This window comes from Arthrobacter sp. NPDC056727 (genome assembly GCF_042790555.1).
Taxonomy (GTDB): Bacteria; Actinomycetota; Actinomycetes; order Actinomycetales; family Micrococcaceae; genus Arthrobacter.
In genome coordinates, this window is record NZ_JBHTZA010000013.1 from 23,063 (window position 1) to 43,601 (window position 20,539).

Here is a 20,539-nt window from a genome sequence, read left to right on the forward strand (position 1 = left end):
CTGGTGCAGGAGGCCGGGGCTCAGGCCGGGACGTTGAGCTCCAGATCCAGGCTGTTCGTTTCCACGTAGTCCAGGGCCCGCCGGACGGCGCCCACGGTCACGATTGAATCGCCCAGCGGCGAAACCGCCACACGCGGCGGGGTGGCCGTAAACTCCGGCAGCCGGGCGGCAATCGGCTCGAGCAGGACCCCTGCAGAATTGGCGACGGCGCCGCCGATCACCACGAGTTCGGGGTTGACCATGGTGGCCAAGGATCCGATCACCCGGGCCATCCTGTCGGCCAGCCGGTCCAGGATTTGCAGCGCCACAGCGTCACCCGCGGCGGCCGCGGCAAAGACGTGCTCCGCCTCTGCCCCCGTGGCAGCGTGTTCGCGAAGGGACGTCTCAGCAGAACCTTCCAGCGCCTCCGCGGCCCAGTTCCGCGCCAGCATGGCGATGCCGTAGGTGTCGCCGACGCCTTCCACCAGATCCAGGTACGCGAGTTCCCCCGCGCCGCCGCCGCTGCCGTGCAGCAGGCGGCCGCCTTCAATGACGCCCGAACCGAAGCGTTCACTGGCCAGGATCACGACGACGTCGTCCACGCCCGCCGCCGCACCCCGCCACCGGTCCCCAAGCGCGGCGAGGTTGGCGTCGTTCTCCAGCAGCACCGTCCAGCCGTGCAAGTCGTCCAGCGCGGACTTGAGGCCGACGTCGAACAGCCCCCAGAAGTGCTGCGACGCCAGCACGTTGCCCTTCCTGTCCACCGGCGCGGCGATGCCGGCGCACACGGCCAGTACGGAGCCGGGGGAGGCTCCCACGCTGTCCAGGGCCAACCCGGCGGCCCGGTCGATGACCGCCACGCGTTCCCCGGCGGACATGTCCTCTATCTCAAAGGGCTGGCTGGCCCTGCCAAGGGCTTTGCCGCGGAGATCCGAGACCACCACCGTCGCCTTGGAGAAGCCCACGTCCATGCCCAGGACGTAGCCTGCCCGCTCGTTGAGTTCGAACCTCCGGGCGGGGCGCCCCTTCTGGTAGCCGCCAAACGCGCGCTGGTTCTCCAGCTCGGTGATCCACCCGCGCTGCATGAGGTCCTCGCACACGGAGATGGCGGTGGCCCGCGTCAGGCCGGTGGCCTGGATGACATCGGTAACCGTCACCGCACCCGAGGCGCGCATGAAGTCCAGGACCGCCCCGGCACTCACGCGGCGCAGCAGCTGGGGCGTCGCCGCCGTCATCTCGGACATGGTGTTGACCTCCTTGTGCTCTGCCCCACATAATACTTGAGGAACTAAATTTAGATTCCATATAAACTCGCCGCGTGGACCGGACGGCCGCCGGCCCAGCGGATCTTCCTTCCAGCTTTTTCCTCAGCCCTTTTGCAAAGGAGCAACTGTGAACAGCCCTTCGTCTTGCCTCTTCCGTGTCCCGCAGGGACCGGCCATCCGCCTGCACCCGGCCCCTGCCTCCGCACTGTGAACGCAACTTCGCTTACCCGCCGCGCGCTGTTCAGGGCCGCCGGCCTTGCGGGCGCGGCCGCTGTCCTTCCGCTGGCCGGCTGCGGTTCCGTGCCCGGTAGTTCCGTGCCCGGCAGCCAGGACGGCGTCACCACGCTGCGCTTCATGCAGAACAAGCCCGAGGTGGTGGCCTACTTCAACCAGGTGATCAAGGACTTCGAGGCGCTCAACCCGGATATCCGCGTCATCCAGGACTTCAACGAGGGCAACTTCGTGCCCGGCCTGGTCCGCAACGACCCGCCCGACGTCGTGACCCGCGGCTTCGCCCAGGCCACCGCCGACTTCGTCCGCAAGGGCGTCTTCGCGGACCTCTCGGACCTGCCCGCGGCGGCCACCATCGACCCCAAGGTCCAGGATCTGGTCAGCTCCTGGGGCCAGTACAACGGGCACGAAACCAGCGCCCTGCCGTTCTCCCTGGCCGCCGCCGGGGTCATCTACAACCGCGACATCTTCGAAGCCCAGGGCGTGCAGGTTCCCGCAACCTGGGACGATTTCGTCGCCGCCTGCGGGAAATTCAAGGCTGCCGGCATCACCCCGATTTACGGCACCTTCAAGGACAACTGGACCCTGGGGCAGGGCATGTTCGACTACGCTGCCGGCGGCTCCCTGGACGTCGCGGATTTCTTCGCCAGGCTCACCGCCAAGGGCGCCGCCATCCGCGCGGACGCCAAGGAGTCGTTCGCCAGCAACTTCGGCCCGGTGCTGCCCAAGATGCTTGAGCTGGCTGCCTTTTCGCAGAAGGGCGCCACCAGCAAGAACTACTCGGACGGCAATGCGGCGTTCGCCAAGGGCCAGGCCGCCATGTACCTGCAGGGCCCGTGGGCGCTGTCCCAGCTGGTGGCGGCGAACAAGGACATCAGGCTCGGCAGCTTCCCGCTGCCGGTCACCAACAACGCTGCCGACACCAAAGTCCGGGTCAACGTGGATATGGCCCTGTCCATCACGCGCAATACGCCCAACATGGCTGCGGCACGGCGGTTCGTCAGCTACCTGCTGGACCCCACCGTTGTGAACGCCTACAACGAAAAGAACGCGGCGTTCTCGCCGCTCAAGGGGGCACCCGCCGTCGACAACCCCCAGATCACCGGCCTCGCCGCCTCTGTGCGGGAGGGCCGGTACTACCAGGGCGCCACCACCTACTTCCCGCCGTCGGTACCGCTGTACAACTACGTGCAGTCCTTTGTGTACGGCAAGAACGGCCAGCAGTTCCTTTCCGCCCTCGACGACGAATGGCGCCGGGTCGCCGAGCGCACCGCGGTCTGACCCCCAGAATCCAGGAGCCCCCATGACTACAACCTCAGAGCTGCCGCAGGCAGCCCCGCCCGCCGCCGCAACAGTTCCGCCGAAAGCCCCGCTGCGGGCCGGCAGGTCCAAGAACAAGATCGATCCCACCTACTACTGGATGGTGGTGCCGGTCCTGGCACTGTTCGCCTTCTTCATCACGCTGCCCGCACTCGTGGGCGTGTTCTTCAGCCTCACGAACTACGCCGGCTACGGTGACTGGGAGTTCATCGGACTGTCCAACTACGTCAACATCTTCCGCGACCCGGCCATCCTGCAGTCCTACATCTTCACGTTCGTCTTCGCACTGACCACCACCGTGGTGGTCAACATCGTGGCACTCGCGATCGCCCTGGGCCTCAACGCCAAAATCAAGTGGCGCACCGGCATCCGCACCGTCTTCTTCATCCCCATGGTGCTCTCGGCCCTGGTGGTGTCCTTCGTGTTCAACTACCTGTTCTCCAACACCCTGCCCGTGCTGGCGGACCGCTTCGGCGTGACGCCGCTGGCCACCAGCATCCTGGCCAACGAGAACCTCGCCTGGCTGGCGATCGTGCTGGTCACGGTCTGGCAGGCGGCCCCCGGCGCCACCATCATCTACCTGGCCGGGCTGCAGAGCGTCCCGTCCGAGGTGTACGAAGCGGCGGACCTCGACGGCGCCGGCAGCTTCCGGCAGTTCGTGAGCCTGACCCTGCCGCTCATCCTCGGATATCTGGTCATCAACGTGATCCTTGGCTTCAAGGGCTTCCTCGGCACGTACGAAATCATCGTGGGCCTCACCGGCGGCGGGCCCGGCATGGCCACCCAGTCCGTGGCCATGCGCATCTTCTCCGGCTTCACCGGCGGGGACTACTCCTACCAGATGGCGAACGCGGTCATCTACTTCCTGATCACCCTGCTGATCTCCGTCATCCAGCTGCGCCTCATCCAGCGCCGGGGGGTTTCACTCTAATGACTGCTTTTCCGCTGACAGGCCGCCCCAGCTCCAACGCAACCCGCCCAGCCGCCCCGGTCCGCCGCAAGAACCGCGCCGGCCGGGAGGGCTACAGGGTCAACTGGTGGCTCACCGCGCTGATGCTGGTGGCCTCCCTGACCGTGCTGCTCCCGCTCTACTTCACCGTGGCCATGGCACTGAAGTCCCCGGACCAGATCGGAACCGGCACGGGCCTGGCCTGGCCCAGCCCCGTGAACTGGGAAAACTTCGGCGCCGCCTATGTGGCAACGAACTTCCCGCGGGCGTTCATGTCGACGGCGTTCGTCACCGTGCTGAGCGTCCTCGGTTCGCTGGCGTGCAGCTCGCTGGTGGCCTACGCCATCGCCAGGAACTGGAACCGGAAATTCTTCCGGGGCTCCTTCGTGTACCTGCTCTCCGCCATGTTCATCCCGTTCCCGGTGATCATCCTGCCCCTGATCAAGCAGACGGCCCTCCTCGGCCTGGACAACCCCGGCGGCGTGGTGTTCCTGCACGTGCTGGGCGGGATCTCCTTCAACACGCTGCTGTACATCGCCTTCGTCCGCTCCATTCCGGTGGAGCTCGAGGAATCAGCCAGGCTCGACGGCGCCACCACCTGGCAGGTGTTCCGTAAGATCATCTTCCCGCTGCTGGCCCCGATGAATGCCACCGTAGGCATCTTCGCCTTCCTCGGCTCGTGGAACGACTTCCTGCTGCCGCAGATGATGATCGCCGACCCTTCGCTGCAGACCCTTCCAGTGGTGCAGATGCTCTTCCAAGGGGAGTTCAACACCAACTACAGCCTCGCGTTCGCGTCGTACCTGATGGCCATGGCACCCACTTTGGTGGTTTACATCCTGGCCCAGCGCTGGGTACTGTCCGGAGTGATGCGCGGGGCCGTTAAGTAGACCCATCAAAACCAGTCCAGCAACAACCCCAACCACAAGAAAAGGATCATCCCTTTGTCCACCACCGCCACGCTGGCAACCCTGTCCGATTCCGACCACATGGCCGATCCGAACTGGTGGCGCCAGGCGTCCGTCTACCAGATCTACCCCCGCAGCTTCTCCGACTCCAACGGGGACGGCCTGGGCGACATCAAGGGCATCACGGCCAAGGTCCCGTACCTGAAGAGGCTCGGAATCGACGCCGTCTGGCTCAGCCCGTTCTACCCGTCGGCGCTCGCCGACGGCGGCTACGACGTGGATGACTACCGCAACGTGGACCCGAAGCTCGGCACCCTCGAGGACTTCGACGAGATGGCGGCCGCCCTCCACGCCGCCGGCATCAAGCTGATCGCGGACATCGTCCCGAACCACTCCTCGGACCGGCACGAATGGTTCAGGGAAGCCCTCGCCTCCCCGAAGGGCTCCCCGGCGCGGGACCGCTACATCTTCCGCGACGGCAACGGCCCCAACGGCGAGTTCCCGCCGTCGGACTGGGACTCCGTGTTCGGCGGACCCGCCTGGGAGCGCATCACGGAACCGGACGGCACCCCCGGCCAGTGGTACATGCACATCTTCGCCAAGGAGCAGCCGGACCTGAACTGGGCCAACCGGGAGATCCGCGACGACTTCCTCAAGACCCTGCGCTTCTGGTCGGACCGCGGCGTGGACGGCTTCCGCGTTGACGTGGCGCACGCGCTCACCAAGGACCTCACCGAGCCGCTGCTCTCCAAACTGGAGCTGAGCGCCGCCAATACCGGCACGGACGGATTCGACGACGGGTCGCACCCGTTCTGGGACCGCGACGAGGTGCACGAGGTTTACGCCGAGTGGCGCGAGGTGTTCAACGAGTACAACCCGCCGCGCACCGCCGTCGCCGAGGCCTGGGTGCACGCCACCCGCCGTGCCCGCTACGCCAGCCCCGAGGGCCTGGGCCAGGCGTTCAACTTCGACCTGCTGCAGGCCGACTTCGACGCCGAGGAGTTCCACGAGATCATCACCCGCAACCTGGCCGAGGCCGCCGCCACCGGTGCCTCCTCCACCTGGGTTTTCTCCAACCACGACGTCGTCCGGCACGCCACCCGCTACGGACTGCCCAAGGGGTCCGGGGGCAAGCACGCCAAGGGCCAGGACGGCAAGGCCTGGCTGCTGGCCGGCGGTCCCAAGGAGGAACTCGACGTCGAGCTCGGCAAGCGCCGCGCCCGCGCCGCCACCCTCCTCATGCTTGCGCTGCCCGGCTCCGCGTACCTGTACCAGGGCGAGGAACTGGGCCTGCAGGAAGTCGCGGACATCCCGGAGTCCGAGCGCCAGGACCCGTCGTTCTTCCGCAACAGGGGAGTGGAAGTGGGCCGCGACGGCTGCCGCGTGCCGCTGCCGTGGCTGGTGGAGGGCACGTCCTTCGGGTTCGGCGACGGCGGTGCACACCTGCCCCAGCCCGACTGGTTCAGCGGCTACGCCGTCGAAGCCCAGGACGGCACCCAGGGCTCCACGCTGGAGCTCTACCGCACCGCACTGAAGCTCCGCGGCGAGCTGCAGGCCGCCGAAGAGCTGGAATGGATCGAAACCGGAAACCCGGACGTCCTGCACTTCAGCCGCCCGGGCGGCTGGCAGGCCGTCACGAACTTCGGGGCCACCGCCGTCGACCTTCCCGCCGGCACGGTGCTGGTGAGCAGCGGACCGCTGGACGGCGGCAAGCTGCCGGCCAACACCACGGCCTGGCTGCGCTGAGCACTGACTGAATAACACGCCGCTGGCGGGCCCTGGTCTTGACGGACCGGGCTCCGCCAGTGCCCGTTTAACCATGAAAGAGTGAAGCCATGACTGAACAGACTGCAGCACCCTACGGCCGGCTGCTTTACGGATGCATGGGCCTGGGCGGGGACTGGTCCGCGGAACCGCACGAGATCGCCGACGTGGAGGCTGCCGCAGCCGCCGTCGAGGCCGCGCTGGACATCGGCGTCACGCTGTTCGACCACGCCGACATCTACCGGCACGGAAAATCCGAGGCCGTGTTCGGGGAGGTCCTGGCCGGCACCAGCGGTCTGCGGGAGCGCATCCAGCTGCAGACCAAGTGCGGGATCCGCCTCAACGAGCGGGGCCTGGAGACCCACTACGACCTGAGTTCGGACGCCATCATCGAGCGGGTGAACGGCAGCCTCGAACGGCTGCGCACCGACTATGTGGACATCCTGCTGCTGCACCGCCCGGACCCCCTGATGGACCCCGCGGAGGTGGCAGCCGCCGTCGGGAAGCTGATGGCGGAGGGGAAGGTGCGGGCTCTGGGCGTGTCCAACATGTCCGCGGCCCAGATCGAATTCCTGCAGGACAGCCTCGAGACGCCGGTGGTGGCCAACCAGCTGGAGCTCAGCCTGCTCAAGCGCGACTGGCTGGAGAGCACCGTCCTGGTGAACCACCCCGATGCCCACAGCTACAGCTTCCCGCACGGGACGGTCGAGTACTGTGCAAGGCGGGGGATCACCCTGCAGGCCTATGGCGCCCTGGCCCGCGGCCACTACACCGGCAACCCGCCCGAGCGGCCCACACCGGCCGAGAGCGCGACGGCGGCGCTGTTGGCGGAGATGGCGCGGGAGCGGGACACCACCGTGGAGGCGGTGCTGCTGGGTTGGCTCATGAAGCACCCGGCCGGGATCGCTCCGGTCATCGGTTCGGCCAACCCGGACCGGATCCGCGCCTGCGCCGGGGCCGCCCGCGTGGCCGAGACCATGACCCGGCCCGAGTGGTACCGGCTGTGGGTCACGGCCCGGGGCAGCAACATCCCTTAAACCCGATTGGGTCGCAGTTGTTGCGGTTATGAACGTTCAAAACCGCAACAACTGCGACCCGGTTTGGGCTGGACAACCCTACAGCGGGGCGATCTCCGAGTACGTGGAGGCATCACCCTTCAGGGCCTGGCTCTGCTTGCCGTCCACGCCCACCGGGATGTCGCCGGCGATGGTGACGCGGTTGAGCTTGCGCGGCTGGCCGTCGTAGTTGTCCGGCGCGTAGTGCTGCGTGATCCGGTTGTCGAACAGCACCAGCTGGTTCGGCTCCCAGTTCACGCGGACCACGTTCTCGGGCCGGGTGACGTAGGCCTGGAGCAGGCGGATGATGTCCTTGGATTCAGTGTTGGACAGGCCCACGATCCGCAGGCGCTGTGCGAAGCCGCCAATGAACAGTCCGCGCTCGCCGGTCAGCGGGTGGACGCGCACCACAGGGTGGGCCGTCTCGAACTTCAGCCGGGTGAACTCCTTGCGGCGCTCTTCGGAGTTGGCGTGCTCAAGGTTCTTGGGCACGGAGTAGTCGTAGTCGTTGGTGTGGATGGCCCACAGGGTGTCGGCGAAGTTGCGCAGCTCGTCCGGCAGGTCGCTGTAGGCACCGGCGGAGGAGGCGATCAGGGTCTCGCCGCCGTAGGCCGGCAGGTCGATGCTGCGCAGGGTGGAGGCCTGCGGCGGGTTGACCACGAACGTGACATCGGTGTGCCAGTTGTTGGCCGACCCGTTTTCGCTGTCCACGGGCAGGACGTTCTCCTCGCCTTCAACGGACGCCACGGTGGGGTGGGCCTTGGTGAGCGGGCCGAAGTGGCTGGCGAACTTCACCTGTGCCTCGTCCGAGAGGATGTTGGCTTCACGGAACACGAGGGCCTTGTGCTCGTTGAGGGCCGCGCGGATCCCGGCAACGGTCCCGGCGGAGAGGTCCCCGCTGAGGTCCAGGCCGCGGATCTCGGCGCCGATGCGGGAGCCCAGCTTGGAGAATTCGAGCTTTGTTTCGGTAATGACGGTCATCGTACTTTCCTCACTTCGTGCTGTGGTTGTTTTGAATCGGGCGGTTACTTGGTGCTGGTTTACTTCGAACCCGTCAGGAGTCCGTTGAACTCGTTGGTGTACAGGCTCTTGGCGTCCAGGCCGGACTTGATGATGCCGGCGGACTTCAGGTACTCCTCCCAGCGGGTGAAGTCCTCGTCCTTGATTTCGCCCTTGGCCGGGACGCCGACGCTCTTCCAGTACTGCAGGGCTGCGGGGTTCTCGTTGCGGCCGCGCTCCTGCAGGATCTTTGTGAGCCGGGCAATGACGTCCTTGCGTGGCGTGGTCCGCTCCCACTCGATGGCCTTGGCCACGCCAGTGGTGAAGGTCCGGACCGTGTTGGGGTTCTGGGCGATGAAGTCTTCGCGGAAGACGTAGGGTCCGCCGGCGAAGGTGCCGAACAGCTTGTAGTCGCTGAAGACGGAGCGCAGCCCGCCGTTGGCGACGGCCTTGTCCTGCAGGATGCCGCCCAGCGAGCCGGCGTCAACCTGGCCGCGGCGGATGGCTTCCTCCGTGTCGTTCGGCGGCACCACCACGAGCTGGACCTGCTTGATCTCCTCGGCGCTCAGGCCGTTCTTGCGGAGGTAGGTGTTGATGACGGCCTCGGAATGTGCGCCGAGGGTGTTCACGGCGATCTTCTTGCCGATGAAGTCCCGGGCGGTCTTGATCGGGCTGTCTTCCTTCACGTAGTAGCCGTTGAAGGTCTTGCTGTCCTCGCCGTAGTAGTTGATGACGGCCTTCACTGGCGCGCCGGCTTCCTTGAGCTTGACGACGGCGCCCGCGAACGCGCCGCCGAAGTCCGTCTGGCCGGTCGCTGCCGACTGGATGTCCTGCGGGCCGCTGATGGTGTTGCCTACCCAGTTCAGCTTGACGTCGCCCAGGTAGCCGAGGTCCTGCGCCAGCTCGGGAAGGGTGACGTTGTTGGCCCAGCCCTGGTAGCGGAGCTCTTTGACTTCGCTGGCGCCGGAGGCTCCGGTGCCCGCCACCGAGGGGCCGCCGCAGCCGGACACCGTCAGGGCGATGACGACGGCGGCCGCAGCACTCAGGATGGTCAGGTGTCGTTTCATTGGGGGTTCCTTCGGGGGATTGGTTGGCCGGTGAGCCAGGATCGTGGCGGCCGCTGCAACGGCCGATGGATCGATGTAAGCGCACCCGGACAGCGCAGGAAAGTGCGCTGGTCACGGCGGGAAACCGTTGGAAATCCGCGGAAATACGGCGCAACAGCAGGTCATGAGGCGCCCCGTTGCGGCGGGTGTTGCCCCGTGACGGAGGGCAGCGGCGATCCGCGGCCGAGGCGTTACACTGTGGCTTTTGTTCGTATTGGTCTGCCCTGCGGAGCTGATCTGCGTCGCGCATACGGGCGTGCGCCCGATACGGTAGAAGCATGACGTCTATTTCCACCGCCGAGATCACCCGGCAAGAACGCAACATCCCCGCCGAGATCGCCCGGTCGTGGCTGCTCGTCAACGCAATGAAGACCGAGCTTTTCGACCAGTCTGCCGTGTCCCGCGCGGACTCGATCATCCTGGACATTGAAGACGCCGTGGACCCCTCGCAAAAGGACGTCGCCCGCGAGAACGTCGTCAACTGGCTCGCCGGCGGCGGCCAGGCCTGGGTGCGCATCAACGACGCCACCAGCAAGTTCTGGGCTGATGACCTCGCCGGCCTGCGCGGCACCCCCGGGCTGCTCGGCGTCATGCTGGCCAAGACGGAGTCCGCTGACCAGGTCACCGAGTCCTTCCACCGCATGGACGGCAAGACGCCCGTCATCCCGCTCGTGGAATCCGCGCTCGGCATCGAGGAGGCCAACCACATCGCCCGGGCCCAGGGTGCATTCCGCCTCGCGTTCGGCTCCGGCGATTTCCGCCGCGACACCGGCATGGCAAACACCCAGGAGGCCATGGCCTACCCGCGCGCCAAGCTCGTCGTCGCCAGCCGCGTGGGCAACCTGCCGGGCCCCATCGACGGACCCACCGTCGGCACCAACCACCCGATCCTGCGCGAGCAGACCGGCGTCACGGTGATGATGGGCATGACTGGCAAGCTGTGCCTGGCCATCGACCAGACCAGCGTCATCAACGAGGTCATCAGCCCCACGCCGTCGGACGTCGCCTGGGCCACCGACTTCATGTCCGACTTCGAGGCCAACGGCCGCGTCATCCGCGACGGCTCGGACCTGCCGCGCCTGGGCCGCGCCGAGAAGATCATGAAGCTCGCGGTAGCTTTTGGCGTGCAGCCCGCCCCGTAACCGGCACCAGCACTACCAGGAGGCCCCGTGACCGATACCCGCTATCTGGTGCACGGGGTCTTTTGGGATGGGCCGCCGGCCCTTTCCGCAGCGTCCGACGGCGGCCGTCCGGTTCTGCGCCTCCAGCACCTTTCCGGCGGGTTCACTGAGATGACGCTCGACGCCGGCACCCGGCTCGGGTTCCGGGTAGCGGACGGCGCCAAGCACTGCCTCGGGCACACCAGGGTTTTCTCCGCCGCCGAACGCCGGCACTTTCCGTGCCCGGACAGTGCCGGCGCCGTCCGCGGGAGCCAGTGTGAGACCTGCCAGCTGGCCGACGATACCCGGCTGATCCACGACTTCCACCGCGGCGGCCGGGTCCCGGCGGGCCTGCGGGACTACCTGATGCAGCCGCACTGGCTCTATGTGGCCACGTTCGCCAACGGTGCCAGCAAGATCGGCACCGCGTCGCAGCCGCGCAAGTGGAACCGGCTGGCCGAGCAGGGCGCCGTCGTTGCCCGCTACGTGGCCCTGGCCGGGGACGGGCGGGTGGTGCGCATCCTGGAGGATCTGGCCACGGGCGAGCTGGGGTTTGCCCAGCAGGTGCGCGGGGCGGCAAAGGCCGCAGCCCTCACGGACCCGGGTCCCGGCGTCGAGCTTGACCTCCTCAACCGGCGCCGCGCGGAGGACGTCCGGACCCTCTTGGCGAGAACCGCCGTCGGGGGTTTTGCCGTTGTGGACGAGCAGTGGATCCGCCCGGCCCAGGCCGCGCCGTTATGCGCGGGCGCTGCCCGGCACGCTTACCCGCACGGGATGGTCGGCGGAAGCCACGGCTTCACCCTCGGTGCCCTGTGTGGCAGCCATGGACTGGCGCGCCTGGATGGCTCGGAGCTGGACTTCGTGGTGAACCTGGGGCTGCTGAAGGGCCGGCTGGTGGAGCCGGGGGAGTACAGTTCCCAGGTGCCCGCGGTCCAGGAAGCACTCTTCTGAGGAAGCGCTGTTCTGAGGAAGCCCTGTTCTCAGAGGGGCGGCCGCGACTGGGTAAACTGGACCGGTGCTGCACGAATTCTGGGTCACCGCGCCCACGTCCTACAAAATCCTGGTCTTCACGGCGATGGGCCTCATCGCCGTCGGGCTCATCCTCACCATCGCAGGTAACGCCGCCGGCAACCCGGGCCTGATGGTCGCCGCGTTGCCCGTCATCGGCCTGGGCCTGGTGCTGCACATCGTCGGCCTGGTGGTCCGCGGGCAGAGTATCCGGAAGAACCTCCGCAAATAACGACACGAATCCGGCCCGCACGCCGGCCCCGATAGGCTTGAACCCATGACTATCAATCCGGACCTGCAGGGACGCAGCTACCCTGCCGCAGAGGTGTATGACGTCGGCCGCGAGAAAATCCGCGAGTTCGCCCGCGCCGTCAAGGCCACCCACCCCGCCCACTTCGACGTCGACGCCGCCCAGGGCCTGGGCCACCCCGATCTGGTGGCACCGCCCACGTTCGCGATCATCATCGCGCAGCGCGCCGACGCCCAGCTGATCGAGGATCCGGAGGCCGGTATCGACTTCTCCCGCGTCGTCCACGCCGACCAGCGCTTCACCCACCACCGCCCCATCTTCGCCGGCGACCGGCTCGTGGCCGAACTGCACGTCGACGGCGTGCGCGCGATGGGCGGCGGCGCCATGATCACCACGCGCAGCGAGATTTTCGCGCTCACGGACGGGGACGGGCGCGAGCCGGTATCCACCACCAAGTCATCCATCCTGGTCCGCGGAGAGGGACAGTAGCCATGAGCCCCACATTCGAAGAACTCAGCGTCGGCCAGGAGATCGGAACCCGCAGCATCGAGGTGACCCGGCAGGACCTGGTCAAGTACGCCGGCGCCTCGGGCGACTTCAACCCCATCCACTGGAATGAGGCCTTCGCCACGGGCGTTGAGCTTCCCGGCGTCATCGCGCATGGCATGTTCACCATGGGCGCCGCCGTGCAGCTGGTCAGCGACTGGGCCGGCGACCCGGCCGCCGTCGTCGACTACCAGACCCGCTTCACCAAGCCGGTGCTGGTCACCGACACCACGGGAACCGGCGACGCCGGTGCCGTGATCGACGTCAGCGGTGCTGTCGGTGCGCTGGATGCCGACGCGCGGACGGCGCGCGTGGACCTTTCTGTGGTGTTCGACGGCCAGAAGGTCCTCATGAAGGCCCAGGCCCTCGTCCGGTTGGCGTGACGTGATGCTGTCTTGAGTTCTGCCGCCGTCCAGGCGCGGGAAGTCACGCTCTGGCGGAACGCCGTCGTGGTGGCCTACGCCGCCAGCGGGCTCGCGTTCGCGTCCTGGGTGTCCCGGCTGCCCGCGATCCGCGACGGCCTGGACCTTACGCCCGGCACGGTCGGCCTGCTGCTTCTGTGCATGACGGCGGGGTCTTTCCTGTCCGTGTCCGCGTCGGGGCTGATTGTGCTCCGGCTCGGTTCCCGGCGGACCATCCGGACCGGGAGCATCATGGTGGGCTGCGGGCTGGTCCTGGCCGGCTTCGGCACCTCGGTCCTGTCCAGCCCCGTGGCGGTTGCCGCGGGCCTGGCGGTTGTTGGCCTGGGAACCGCCAGCTGGAACATCGCGTCCAACGTGGAGGGCGCCGCCGTCGAACGGGCCATGGGCCGGCACATCATGCCCCGGCTGCACGGCTCGTTCAGCCTGGGCACGGTTGCCGGCGCCGGGCTGGGTGCCTGGGCCGCAGGTGCTGGCGTGCCGGTCCTCTGGCACCTGGCCGCCGCCGGGCTCGTGGTGGCCGGTTCGGTCACGACGGCGGCACGCTGGTTCCGTGCCGACGCCACCCCCGTGGAACGCTCGGCTCCGTACCGGCCGGACAACTTCGAGGACCCCTCCACCGGGCCGATCCCCGTCATCCGGGCAGGCAGTGACGGCGGCGAGGCCCCGCTGGACAACAAGCGCAAGATCGCCCAGGCCTGGCGGGACCGGCGGACGCTGCTGCTGGGCGTCATGGTGCTGGGCCTGGCGCTGGCCGAAGGCGCGGCGGGGGACTGGGTGGCCCTGGCCCTGGCCGACGGGCACCACCAATCGGACGCTGCCGGAGCCGCCGGGTATGGACTGTTCGTCACCTTCATGACCATCGGCCGGTTCGCCGGGACGGTGGTGCTGGACCGGTTCGGGAGGGTTCCCGTGATGCGCTGGTGCTCGGCCATGGCGGTCCTGGGGCTGGCATTGTTCGTGTTCGCCCCGGTCCCGTGGCTGGCCTATGCTGCGCTGGCCGTCTGGGGGCTCGGCGCCTCGCTGGGCTTCCCCGTTGGCATGTCCGCCGCGGCTGACGATCCCGCGTTGGCCGCCGCCCGGGTGTCCGTGGTGTCCACCATTGGGTACGCAGCCTTCCTGTGCGGCCCGCCGCTGCTGGGGCTGCTCGCCGAGCACATCGGAATCCTGCACTCGCTGCTGGCCGTCATGGCGGTGCTGGCGGTGAGCTTCCTGCTGTCCCCGGTGGCCTGCAAGCTGCCCTGACTTTCCGCTGCTTCCCCAACTTCCCCTACGCTGGACTGGTGACCCCTCCAATGCTTTCCGATCTGACCACGGCCGCCGTCGGCGGTCCCGCCGGCAATTACGTCGAGGCCCGCACCGAGGCCGAGATCATCGAGGCGGTGCGTACCGCTGATGCGGCCGGCGAGCAGCTGCTGATCATCGGCGGAGGCTCCAACCTCCTGATTTCCGACGACGGGTTCCCCGGAACCGTCCTGAAGATCGCCTCCCAGGGGTTCACCGTCAACGCCGAAGACTCCTGCGGCGGCGTATCCGTGGTGGTCCAGGCCGGCCACAACTGGGACGCGCTGGTGGAACATGCCGTGCTCCACGCCTGGTCCGGCATCGAGGCGCTGTCCGGGATCCCCGGCGCCACCGGCGCCACCCCCGTGCAGAACGTCGGCGCTTACGGGGCTGACGTCTCACAGACCATCGCCGCGGTGCGCACCTGGGACCGGGAGCGCAACGCGGTGCAGACCTTCACCAACTCGGAGCTGAAGTTCGGGTACCGGGATTCGATCCTCAAGCAGACCACGGTCAACGGCTCGCCGCGCTACGTTGTACTGACCGTCGAATTCCAGCTGCCGCTGGGCCGCATGAGCGCACCCATCCGCTACGTTGAGCTGGCGCGGGTCCTCGGCGTCGAGCAGGGCCAGCGTGCCTACTCGAACGACGTGCGCCGGGAGGTGCTGCGGCTGCGCGCGTCCAAGGGCATGGTGCTGGACCCTGACGACCGCGACACCTACTCCACGGGCTCGTTCTTCACCAACCCGATCGTCCCCGCCGACGTGGCCGAAGGCCTTCCGGAATCGGCACCCCGGTACCCCGGCGGCTCCGATGGCAAGGTCAAGCTGTCCGCGGCCTGGCTGATCGACCACGCCGGCTTCGGCAAGGGCTTCGGGCTGGAGGCCGGGAGCGTCTCCGGCGGCCGGGCCTCGCTGTCCACGAAGCACACGCTGGCCATTACCAACCGCGGCGCAGCCCGCGCCGCCGACATGGTGGCGATCGCGCGCGAGGTGCGCGCCGGCGTCGTCGGGCGTTTTGGCATTGAACTGCACCCCGAACCGCTGCTGATCGGGCTCACACTCTAGGGAGCCTCTTGTCGGCCCTAGGATGGGGCCATGGGAGCAGCAACGGCAGTGCGGATCTCGTCCAAGGTGATGGGCCGGCTGAGGCTTGCCTCGCAGGGACTGCTCGGACCCGGGTTCGACGGCGTGCCGGAGGCCGTCCGTGCGATGACGGCGATGCAGGCCCAGGATCTCCAGGCAGCGCTGTGGGCGGTGGGCGTCCGCGTTCCCGGCGCGGGCCTGAGCGATGTCCGGCGGGCTCTGGATGAGGGCTGCGTTGTCCGGTCGTGGCCGATGCGGGGCACGCTGCACCTGCTGGCTCCCGAGGACCTGCGCTGGATCCTGAACATCACCACTGCCCGGATGATCCAGGGAACGGCCGGCAGGCACCGGCAGCTGGAGATCACCGGCGGCGACGTGGAGGTCAGCCGCCAGGCAGCCCTTGGCCTGGTTGACGGCGGCCGGTCCGCCAGCCGGGAGGAGCTGTTCGCCGCGTTCGAAGCGGCCGGGCAGGCTACCAAGGCGCAGCGCGGGATCCATTTGCTGTGGATGCTGTGCCAGGGCGCCTCCCTGGTGCCCGGACCGCTGGACGGCAACCAGCAGAAGTTCGTTGAGTTCGGCCACTGGATCACCTCCTCGCGTGACCTCAGCCGTGAGGAGGGCATCGCCGAGCTGCTGCTGAGATACCTGCGCGGCCACGGGCCGGCCACGCTGCGCGACTTTTCCTGGTGGTCCAGCATTCCCCTGACCGAGGTGCGGCGGGCCCTGCCCCCGGTGAGCGGCTGCCTTGTGGAACTGGAGCATGACGGGACCCAGTACTGGCTGTCACCGGAGACCGCCGCCCTGCTGGACGACGGCGTGCCCGGGCAGCGCACGGTCCTTGCGCTTCCGGGCTTCGACGAGTTCATCCTCGGCTACACGGACCGGAGCATCGTGCTGCCGCCCGAGCACGCGCAAAAGATCGTCCCGGGCGGCAACGGGGTGTTCAAGAAGGCCATCGTGGCCGGCGGCGAGGTGACCGGCACCTGGGCGCGGCAGGGGAGCGGGCGGGCGGCCGCCGTCGTGCCCGTCCCGTTCGACGACGCGAAGCCCCTCGGCCCGGTAGCCTTGGCAGGTTTCCGCCGGGCGGCCGAAAGGTACGAACGCTTCCTCGCCTCCTGACCCGCGGCCCCCTGGTCCTGGGGATGCAACGCTTCCTCAGGTTTCGTCGCCTTTTTTGGCACGCTTCCTCAGGTTTCGTCGCCTTTTTTGGCACGCTTCCTCAGGTCCTGCGGCCGAAGAGAAAACGCGTCGGCAACTCTTGAGGAAGCGTTGGGTTGGGACCGGCGGGAGGTGAGGAAGCGTTGGGTTGGGACCGGCGGGAGGTGAGGAAGCGTTGGGTTGGAACCGGCGGGAGGTGAGGAAGCGTTGGGTTGGAACCGGCGGGAGGTGAGGAAGCGTTGGGTCAACCCGCCAGGAGGTGAGCCGTACGTGCCCGGGCGCAGACGCAAACCGGCCCCGCGCCGCATGGGCGGCCCTGCCCTTGAAATAGAGGGCGGGGCCGGCTGTGCGGGGCAGGGCCGGTTGAGGGAAAAGCAGGTTACAGCGTGCCGGTGGCGATGTTGAGCATGCGGCGCAGCGGCTCGGCGGCGCCCCACAGGAGCTGGTCGCCGACGGTGAAGGCGCTGATGTACTGCGGGCCCATCTCGAGCTTGCGGATGCGTCCCACCGGGATGGTCAGCGTGCCTGAAGCCGCAACGGGGGTCAGGTCGGACATGGAGGCTTCCTTGGAGTTGGGCACCACCTTGGCCCACTCGTTGTCCTCGTCGAGCAGCTTCTCGATCTCGGCAACGGAGAGGTCCTCGCGCAGCTTCAGGGTGAGCGCCTGCGAGTGGGAGCGCATGGCGCCGATCCGCACGCAGAGGCCGTCCATGATCACGTGGTTCTCGTCCGAGGTGCCCAGGATCTTGTTGGTCTCGACGCCGGCCTTCCACTCTTCCTTGGACTGGCCGTTGCCGAGGTCGGCGTCGATCCACGGGATCAGGGAGCCGGCCAGCGGCACACCGAACTGGGTGGCGTCGACGCCGTTGCGCTGGTGGGCCAGCACCTTGCGGTCGATGTCCAGAATGGCCGACGCAGGGTCGTTCAGTTCCGTGCTGACCTCGGCGTTGAGGGTACCGAACTGGCTGAGCAGCTCGCGCATGTGCCGCGCGCCGCCGCCGGAGGCGGCCTGGTAGGTCATGGACGTGCCCCACTCGACGAGGCCGTTCTTGAAGAGGCCGCCGAGGCCCATGAGCATGCACGAGACGGTGCAGTTGCCGCCGATGAAGTCCTTGACGCCGTTGGCGATGCCCTTGTCGATGACGTCGCGGTTGATGGGGTCAAGGACGATGATGGAGTCATCGTTCATGCGCAGGGTGGAGGCGGCGTCGATCCAGAGGCCGTCCCAGCCCCGGCTGCGCAGCTCGCCGTGGACCTGCTTGGTGTAGTCCCCGCCCTGGGCGGTAACGATAATCGGCAGCTTCGCCAGGGTCTCGACGTCGAACGCGTCCTCGAGCTTACCGGCCCCATCAGCGAAGGATGGGGCGGCACCTCCCGCGTTTGAGGTGGAGAAGAAGACCGGGTTGATGCTGGCGAAGTCGCCTTCTTCCTGCATGCGCTGCATCAGGACGGAGCCGACCATGCCGCGCCAACCGACCAGTCCAACGGACGGAGTAGCTGCTGTAGTCATCTAGCCAGTTTATCTTTGGATTTGGCAGGCTGCAGTCGGTTACGTCACTGCCGCGACGGGAGTGGGTGCAGGACCTCAGTCGACGGGCCGCGGAAGGTTGCGGGCTTTGCGCAGCTTCTCGGCCCGCCGTTCCCTGAAATAACCGGACCAGCCGGCGAAGAGGGGTATCAGGACCAATAGGTACATCCACCAAACCTCACCCAGAATGTGCCACTGGTCGGTGAGCGCCATTTGAAGGATTCCGTAGAGCATCCCGCCAAAGAAGATGCTGATGAGGATGGCGAGGAAGAGCAGGCCGCCCGAGCTGTTGACCGGCTTCACCAGGCTGCCGCGGTCATCCTTGCGTACCCCGTATTCGGCCCGGGTGTAGCCGACCATCTCACCGTTCTCGGCCTGGCGGTAGATCAGTTGCTCAGCGGAAGGCTCGGACGGCACATAGCCCGGGTCCTGGGGGACGTCCTTACTACGCCTCGCCACGGGCATCCTCGATCGCCGCCAGCAGCCCGGCGTCGTCCAGGCCTCCGCTTTCCGCAACCTCGTCCTTGTCGAAATCGGGAACGCCGGTGGTCCAGGAGGACTCCTCTCGGCGGATCAGCAGGTGCTGCTCGGACCCCAGGGTCTTGAAGACCAGGTACGCGGAGCCGCCCTGGTTCTGCTCGACGTGCTGCCGCACCAGGCGGAGGGTCGCCTCCGCCGAGGAGATGGCGGGATCCTGGGCAAAGACGAACCACGTCCCCAGCAACCGTGGCTGGAGCATCAGGGAAACCCCGGGCGCCTCCAGCAGGGCCACGTTGTCCATTGCCTCACCGGTCAGGAGCGAGATCTCGGTCCACCGGGTTGCCTTGCCCAGGGCGGTGGCGACGGCTGCTGCCACGCCCTTGACGCCGAGGTCGCCGTCGTCGTCAACTGCGGCGAGGTCCCTCGCGAGCAATGAGGACGCGCCGGCGGTGGACAGGGTGACGTCGTCGATCATCTCCTCGGCACGGAAGACGCTGACGGAACGGTCCCTGGCCGGGCCCTCGAAAACGTTGAGCAGGTAGGCGAACTCGCCCACGCCGAAACCTATGACATCGACGCCGAGGCGGGGCTCCTGCTGGGTTGGGTCCTGAACGGTCATGCGCGTCTCCTAATCGCCGAATCCAAAGAACTTGCCCACGGACTTGCCGGCGTCCACCAGCGTATCCTTCGTGTCGCTGACGAACTTGCCGGGGTCCTTCACGGCGTTGACCACGCCTTCGCCGATGTTCTTCCCGATGCTGCTGATGGTGTCCCAGTTCTCGTACACGGCGATACCGACGCTGGCGACCTGGCACACCGTCCCGGCCGGCGGCGGGAGGAAGCAGCCGACGCCGAGGGCCGCCTTGCCGGCACCCATCAGTCCGCCCTTGATGTCGCCGTCGGCAAAGCTTTTGACGGAGTCGTAGGCGCTGAAGCCGACGCCGGCCCAGCCAAGTCCCCGGGCGAGGCCCGATTTGCCCAGCCATTCGAGCTTGGTTCCGGCGCCTAGCCAGGCCTTCTCCTCCAGGACCGGGCCGAACTTGGACAGCACGCCAACGTGCTTGTTCAGGTTCTTAAGTGACGCAATGTCGGTGACCTTGTCGATCAGGCCGAGCCCGCGGTGGGCGGAGGCGGAGCCCTTCAGCAGGTCGTCCAAAGCTGAGTTCCCCAGGAGCCGGTGTGCGGCAAAGCCGGGGCCGCCAAGGCGGTGGCTTCCCTGCAGGAACGACTTGATGAAATCAGCGCGCTGGTTTTTCAGAACCCAGCCGTACTGCCCAAGGTGCTTGGCGAGGGTAAGCGGGGCCTTGATGAACTTCTGCAGGGTCAGGCCCGCCTTGAGCGCGCCGACGCCGCCGAGCAGCACACCGCCCAGCACTCCCGGCCAGGAAGTTCCGGGTTCACCCAGGGTGATGGGACCGCCGCCGGAGCCCGGCGCAGCGTCGCTGGCCTTCTCCTGCTCGTTGGCATTGTCCAGCAGCTTGCGGGATTCGTCCTTGAGGGCGCGCGCCGTCCGCTGGATGAGCGCGCGGTGGTTGCCGTTCCAGTCCGAACGGAACTGGGTGGCGTCGTTGCCCTTCCAGGAGGGGTTGTTGTTGATCTGGTTGGTCAGCTGCGATGACGTCTGCAGCAGGGTGTCGGAGACCTTCCCGAACTGCTGGGCGAGTGTGCGAAGCTGCGCGACGTCGGCGCCCCACAAGTTACCTGTCACTGCGGCATCATCCCCCAAATCCTGGCCGCCCCGAATGGAGACGGTTGCTGCTAAGTCCAGCCATCACTCTAGTTCGGGCCGCGGGCCGTCGCGATGGGCAGCACTACCCATCCGGACGCTACCGGCCGTCCGGCTCCTCCAGCAGCGCATTCTTGCGGGCGCGCAAGGCAAAGAACGCACCGAAGGCGAACAGCTGCGTCACCACCACCAGCACGATGATGCCGGCGATCTTGTTGCCGCCCAGGATCATGGTCAGGCCCACGATCGCGGACAGCAGGGCAAACAGCGGCAGCAGCATGTAGCCGAGCACAAAGAGGGTTTCGGGTTTACGCAGCAT

General features: G+C 67.5%; 21 protein-coding genes. 13 read left to right on the forward strand and 8 right to left on the reverse strand.

All coding sequences use genetic code 11. The annotated features are described in order from the left end of the window. Positions 1-20: 20 nt before the first annotated feature. Complete coding sequence (locus ACFRAH_RS14055; RefSeq protein ID WP_377991502.1) at positions 21-1,223, reverse strand: ROK family protein; 1,203 nt, start codon at positions 1,221-1,223, stop codon at positions 21-23. 228 nt (positions 1,224-1,451) lie between these two features. Here ACFRAH_RS14055 and ACFRAH_RS14060 point away from each other — a divergent pair, with 228 nt between their 5' ends. The 5 genes from ACFRAH_RS14060 (at position 1,452) to ACFRAH_RS14080 (ending at position 7,453) form a co-directional block, all read left to right on the forward strand. Beyond that, a complete protein-coding gene (locus tag ACFRAH_RS14060) occupies positions 1,452-2,756 on the forward strand; it encodes an ABC transporter substrate-binding protein (RefSeq protein WP_377991504.1) in 1,305 nt (434 codons plus the stop codon). A 22-nt stretch (positions 2,757-2,778) separates the two neighbouring features. Continuing rightward, positions 2,779-3,726, forward strand: coding sequence for a carbohydrate ABC transporter permease (locus ACFRAH_RS14065; RefSeq protein ID WP_377991505.1), 948 nt, complete (start codon positions 2,779-2,781; stop codon positions 3,724-3,726). Then, positions 3,726-4,634, forward strand: a complete 909-nt coding sequence (locus ACFRAH_RS14070) for a carbohydrate ABC transporter permease (protein ID WP_377991506.1) — start codon at positions 3,726-3,728, stop codon at positions 4,632-4,634. Before ACFRAH_RS14065 ends, ACFRAH_RS14070 begins: the two co-directional genes overlap by 1 nt. A 54-nt stretch (positions 4,635-4,688) precedes the next feature. Next, entirely contained in the window at positions 4,689-6,398 is a 1,710-nt protein-coding gene (locus ACFRAH_RS14075; RefSeq protein WP_377991507.1) for a glycoside hydrolase family 13 protein, read from the forward strand. Between the two features lie 89 nt (positions 6,399-6,487). After that, on the forward strand, positions 6,488-7,453 hold the full coding sequence (locus ACFRAH_RS14080) for an aldo/keto reductase family oxidoreductase (protein WP_377991508.1): 966 nt from the start codon (positions 6,488-6,490) through the stop codon (positions 7,451-7,453). A 78-nt stretch (positions 7,454-7,531) separates the two neighbouring features. Here ACFRAH_RS14080 and ACFRAH_RS14085 read toward each other — a convergent pair whose 3' ends face one another. Together ACFRAH_RS14085 and ACFRAH_RS14090 are read right to left on the reverse strand one after the other, a co-directional pair. Next, positions 7,532-8,452: a TauD/TfdA dioxygenase family protein gene (locus tag ACFRAH_RS14085; RefSeq protein WP_377991509.1), complete on the reverse strand. Its 921-nt coding sequence runs from the start codon at positions 8,450-8,452 to the stop codon at positions 7,532-7,534. Positions 8,453-8,511: 59 nt separating this feature from the next. After that, a complete protein-coding gene (locus ACFRAH_RS14090; RefSeq protein ID WP_377991510.1) occupies positions 8,512-9,537 on the reverse strand; it encodes an ABC transporter substrate-binding protein in 1,026 nt (341 codons plus the stop codon). A gap of 317 nt (positions 9,538-9,854) precedes the next feature. Between ACFRAH_RS14090 and ACFRAH_RS14095 the strand changes: the two genes are divergently transcribed. The 8 genes from ACFRAH_RS14095 (at position 9,855) to ACFRAH_RS14130 (ending at position 16,447) form a co-directional block, all read left to right on the forward strand. Then, on the forward strand, positions 9,855-10,718 hold the full coding sequence (locus ACFRAH_RS14095; protein WP_377991511.1) for an HpcH/HpaI aldolase/citrate lyase family protein: 864 nt from the start codon (positions 9,855-9,857) through the stop codon (positions 10,716-10,718). Positions 10,719-10,745: 27 nt separating this feature from the next. Further along, positions 10,746-11,687, forward strand: coding sequence for a DUF2797 domain-containing protein (locus ACFRAH_RS14100; protein ID WP_377991512.1), 942 nt, complete (start codon positions 10,746-10,748; stop codon positions 11,685-11,687). A gap of 64 nt (positions 11,688-11,751) precedes the next feature. Then, entirely contained in the window at positions 11,752-11,976 is a 225-nt protein-coding gene (locus ACFRAH_RS14105; RefSeq protein WP_377991513.1) for a DUF3188 domain-containing protein, read from the forward strand. Between the two features lie 45 nt (positions 11,977-12,021). Further along, complete coding sequence (locus ACFRAH_RS14110; RefSeq protein ID WP_003803911.1) at positions 12,022-12,483, forward strand: MaoC family dehydratase N-terminal domain-containing protein; 462 nt, start codon at positions 12,022-12,024, stop codon at positions 12,481-12,483. 2 nt (positions 12,484-12,485) lie between these two features. Continuing rightward, a complete protein-coding gene (locus ACFRAH_RS14115; protein WP_377991514.1) occupies positions 12,486-12,923 on the forward strand; it encodes a MaoC family dehydratase in 438 nt (145 codons plus the stop codon). Between the two features lie 12 nt (positions 12,924-12,935). After that, positions 12,936-14,204 carry an MFS transporter gene (locus tag ACFRAH_RS14120; RefSeq protein WP_377991516.1) on the forward strand — a complete coding sequence of 423 codons (1,269 nt, stop codon included), beginning with the start codon at positions 12,936-12,938 and terminating at the stop codon, positions 14,202-14,204. 38 nt (positions 14,205-14,242) lie between these two features. After that, positions 14,243-15,310 (forward strand): UDP-N-acetylmuramate dehydrogenase, encoded by a 1,068-nt coding sequence (locus ACFRAH_RS14125; RefSeq protein WP_377991517.1) that lies wholly within the window; start codon positions 14,243-14,245, stop codon positions 15,308-15,310. Positions 15,311-15,340: 30 nt separating this feature from the next. Then, complete coding sequence (locus ACFRAH_RS14130) at positions 15,341-16,447, forward strand: winged helix DNA-binding domain-containing protein (protein ID WP_377991518.1); 1,107 nt, start codon at positions 15,341-15,343, stop codon at positions 16,445-16,447. 418 nt (positions 16,448-16,865) lie between these two features. On the opposite strand, the gene asd is transcribed toward ACFRAH_RS14130, so the two are convergent. The 5 genes from asd to ACFRAH_RS14155 form a co-directional block, all read right to left on the reverse strand. Continuing rightward, entirely contained in the window at positions 16,866-17,996 is a 1,131-nt protein-coding gene (gene asd, locus ACFRAH_RS14135) for an aspartate-semialdehyde dehydrogenase (RefSeq protein ID WP_377991519.1), read from the reverse strand. A 75-nt stretch (positions 17,997-18,071) separates the two neighbouring features. Beyond that, positions 18,072-18,473 carry a hypothetical protein gene (locus ACFRAH_RS14140; protein ID WP_377991520.1) on the reverse strand — a complete coding sequence of 134 codons (402 nt, stop codon included), beginning with the start codon at positions 18,471-18,473 and terminating at the stop codon, positions 18,072-18,074. Beyond that, the gene (locus tag ACFRAH_RS14145; RefSeq protein WP_377991521.1) at positions 18,460-19,113 is read right to left on the reverse strand and encodes a hypothetical protein; all 654 of its coding nucleotides are present in this window, start codon (positions 19,111-19,113) and stop codon (positions 18,460-18,462) included. The genes ACFRAH_RS14140 and ACFRAH_RS14145 overlap by 14 nt, the downstream gene beginning before the upstream one ends. 9 nt (positions 19,114-19,122) lie before the next feature. Continuing rightward, positions 19,123-20,202: a WXG100 family type VII secretion target gene (locus ACFRAH_RS14150; protein WP_377991523.1), complete on the reverse strand. Its 1,080-nt coding sequence runs from the start codon at positions 20,200-20,202 to the stop codon at positions 19,123-19,125. 118 nt (positions 20,203-20,320) lie between these two features. Then, positions 20,321-20,539 carry an NF038396 family protein gene (locus ACFRAH_RS14155; RefSeq protein ID WP_377991524.1) on the reverse strand — a complete coding sequence of 73 codons (219 nt, stop codon included), beginning with the start codon at positions 20,537-20,539 and terminating at the stop codon, positions 20,321-20,323.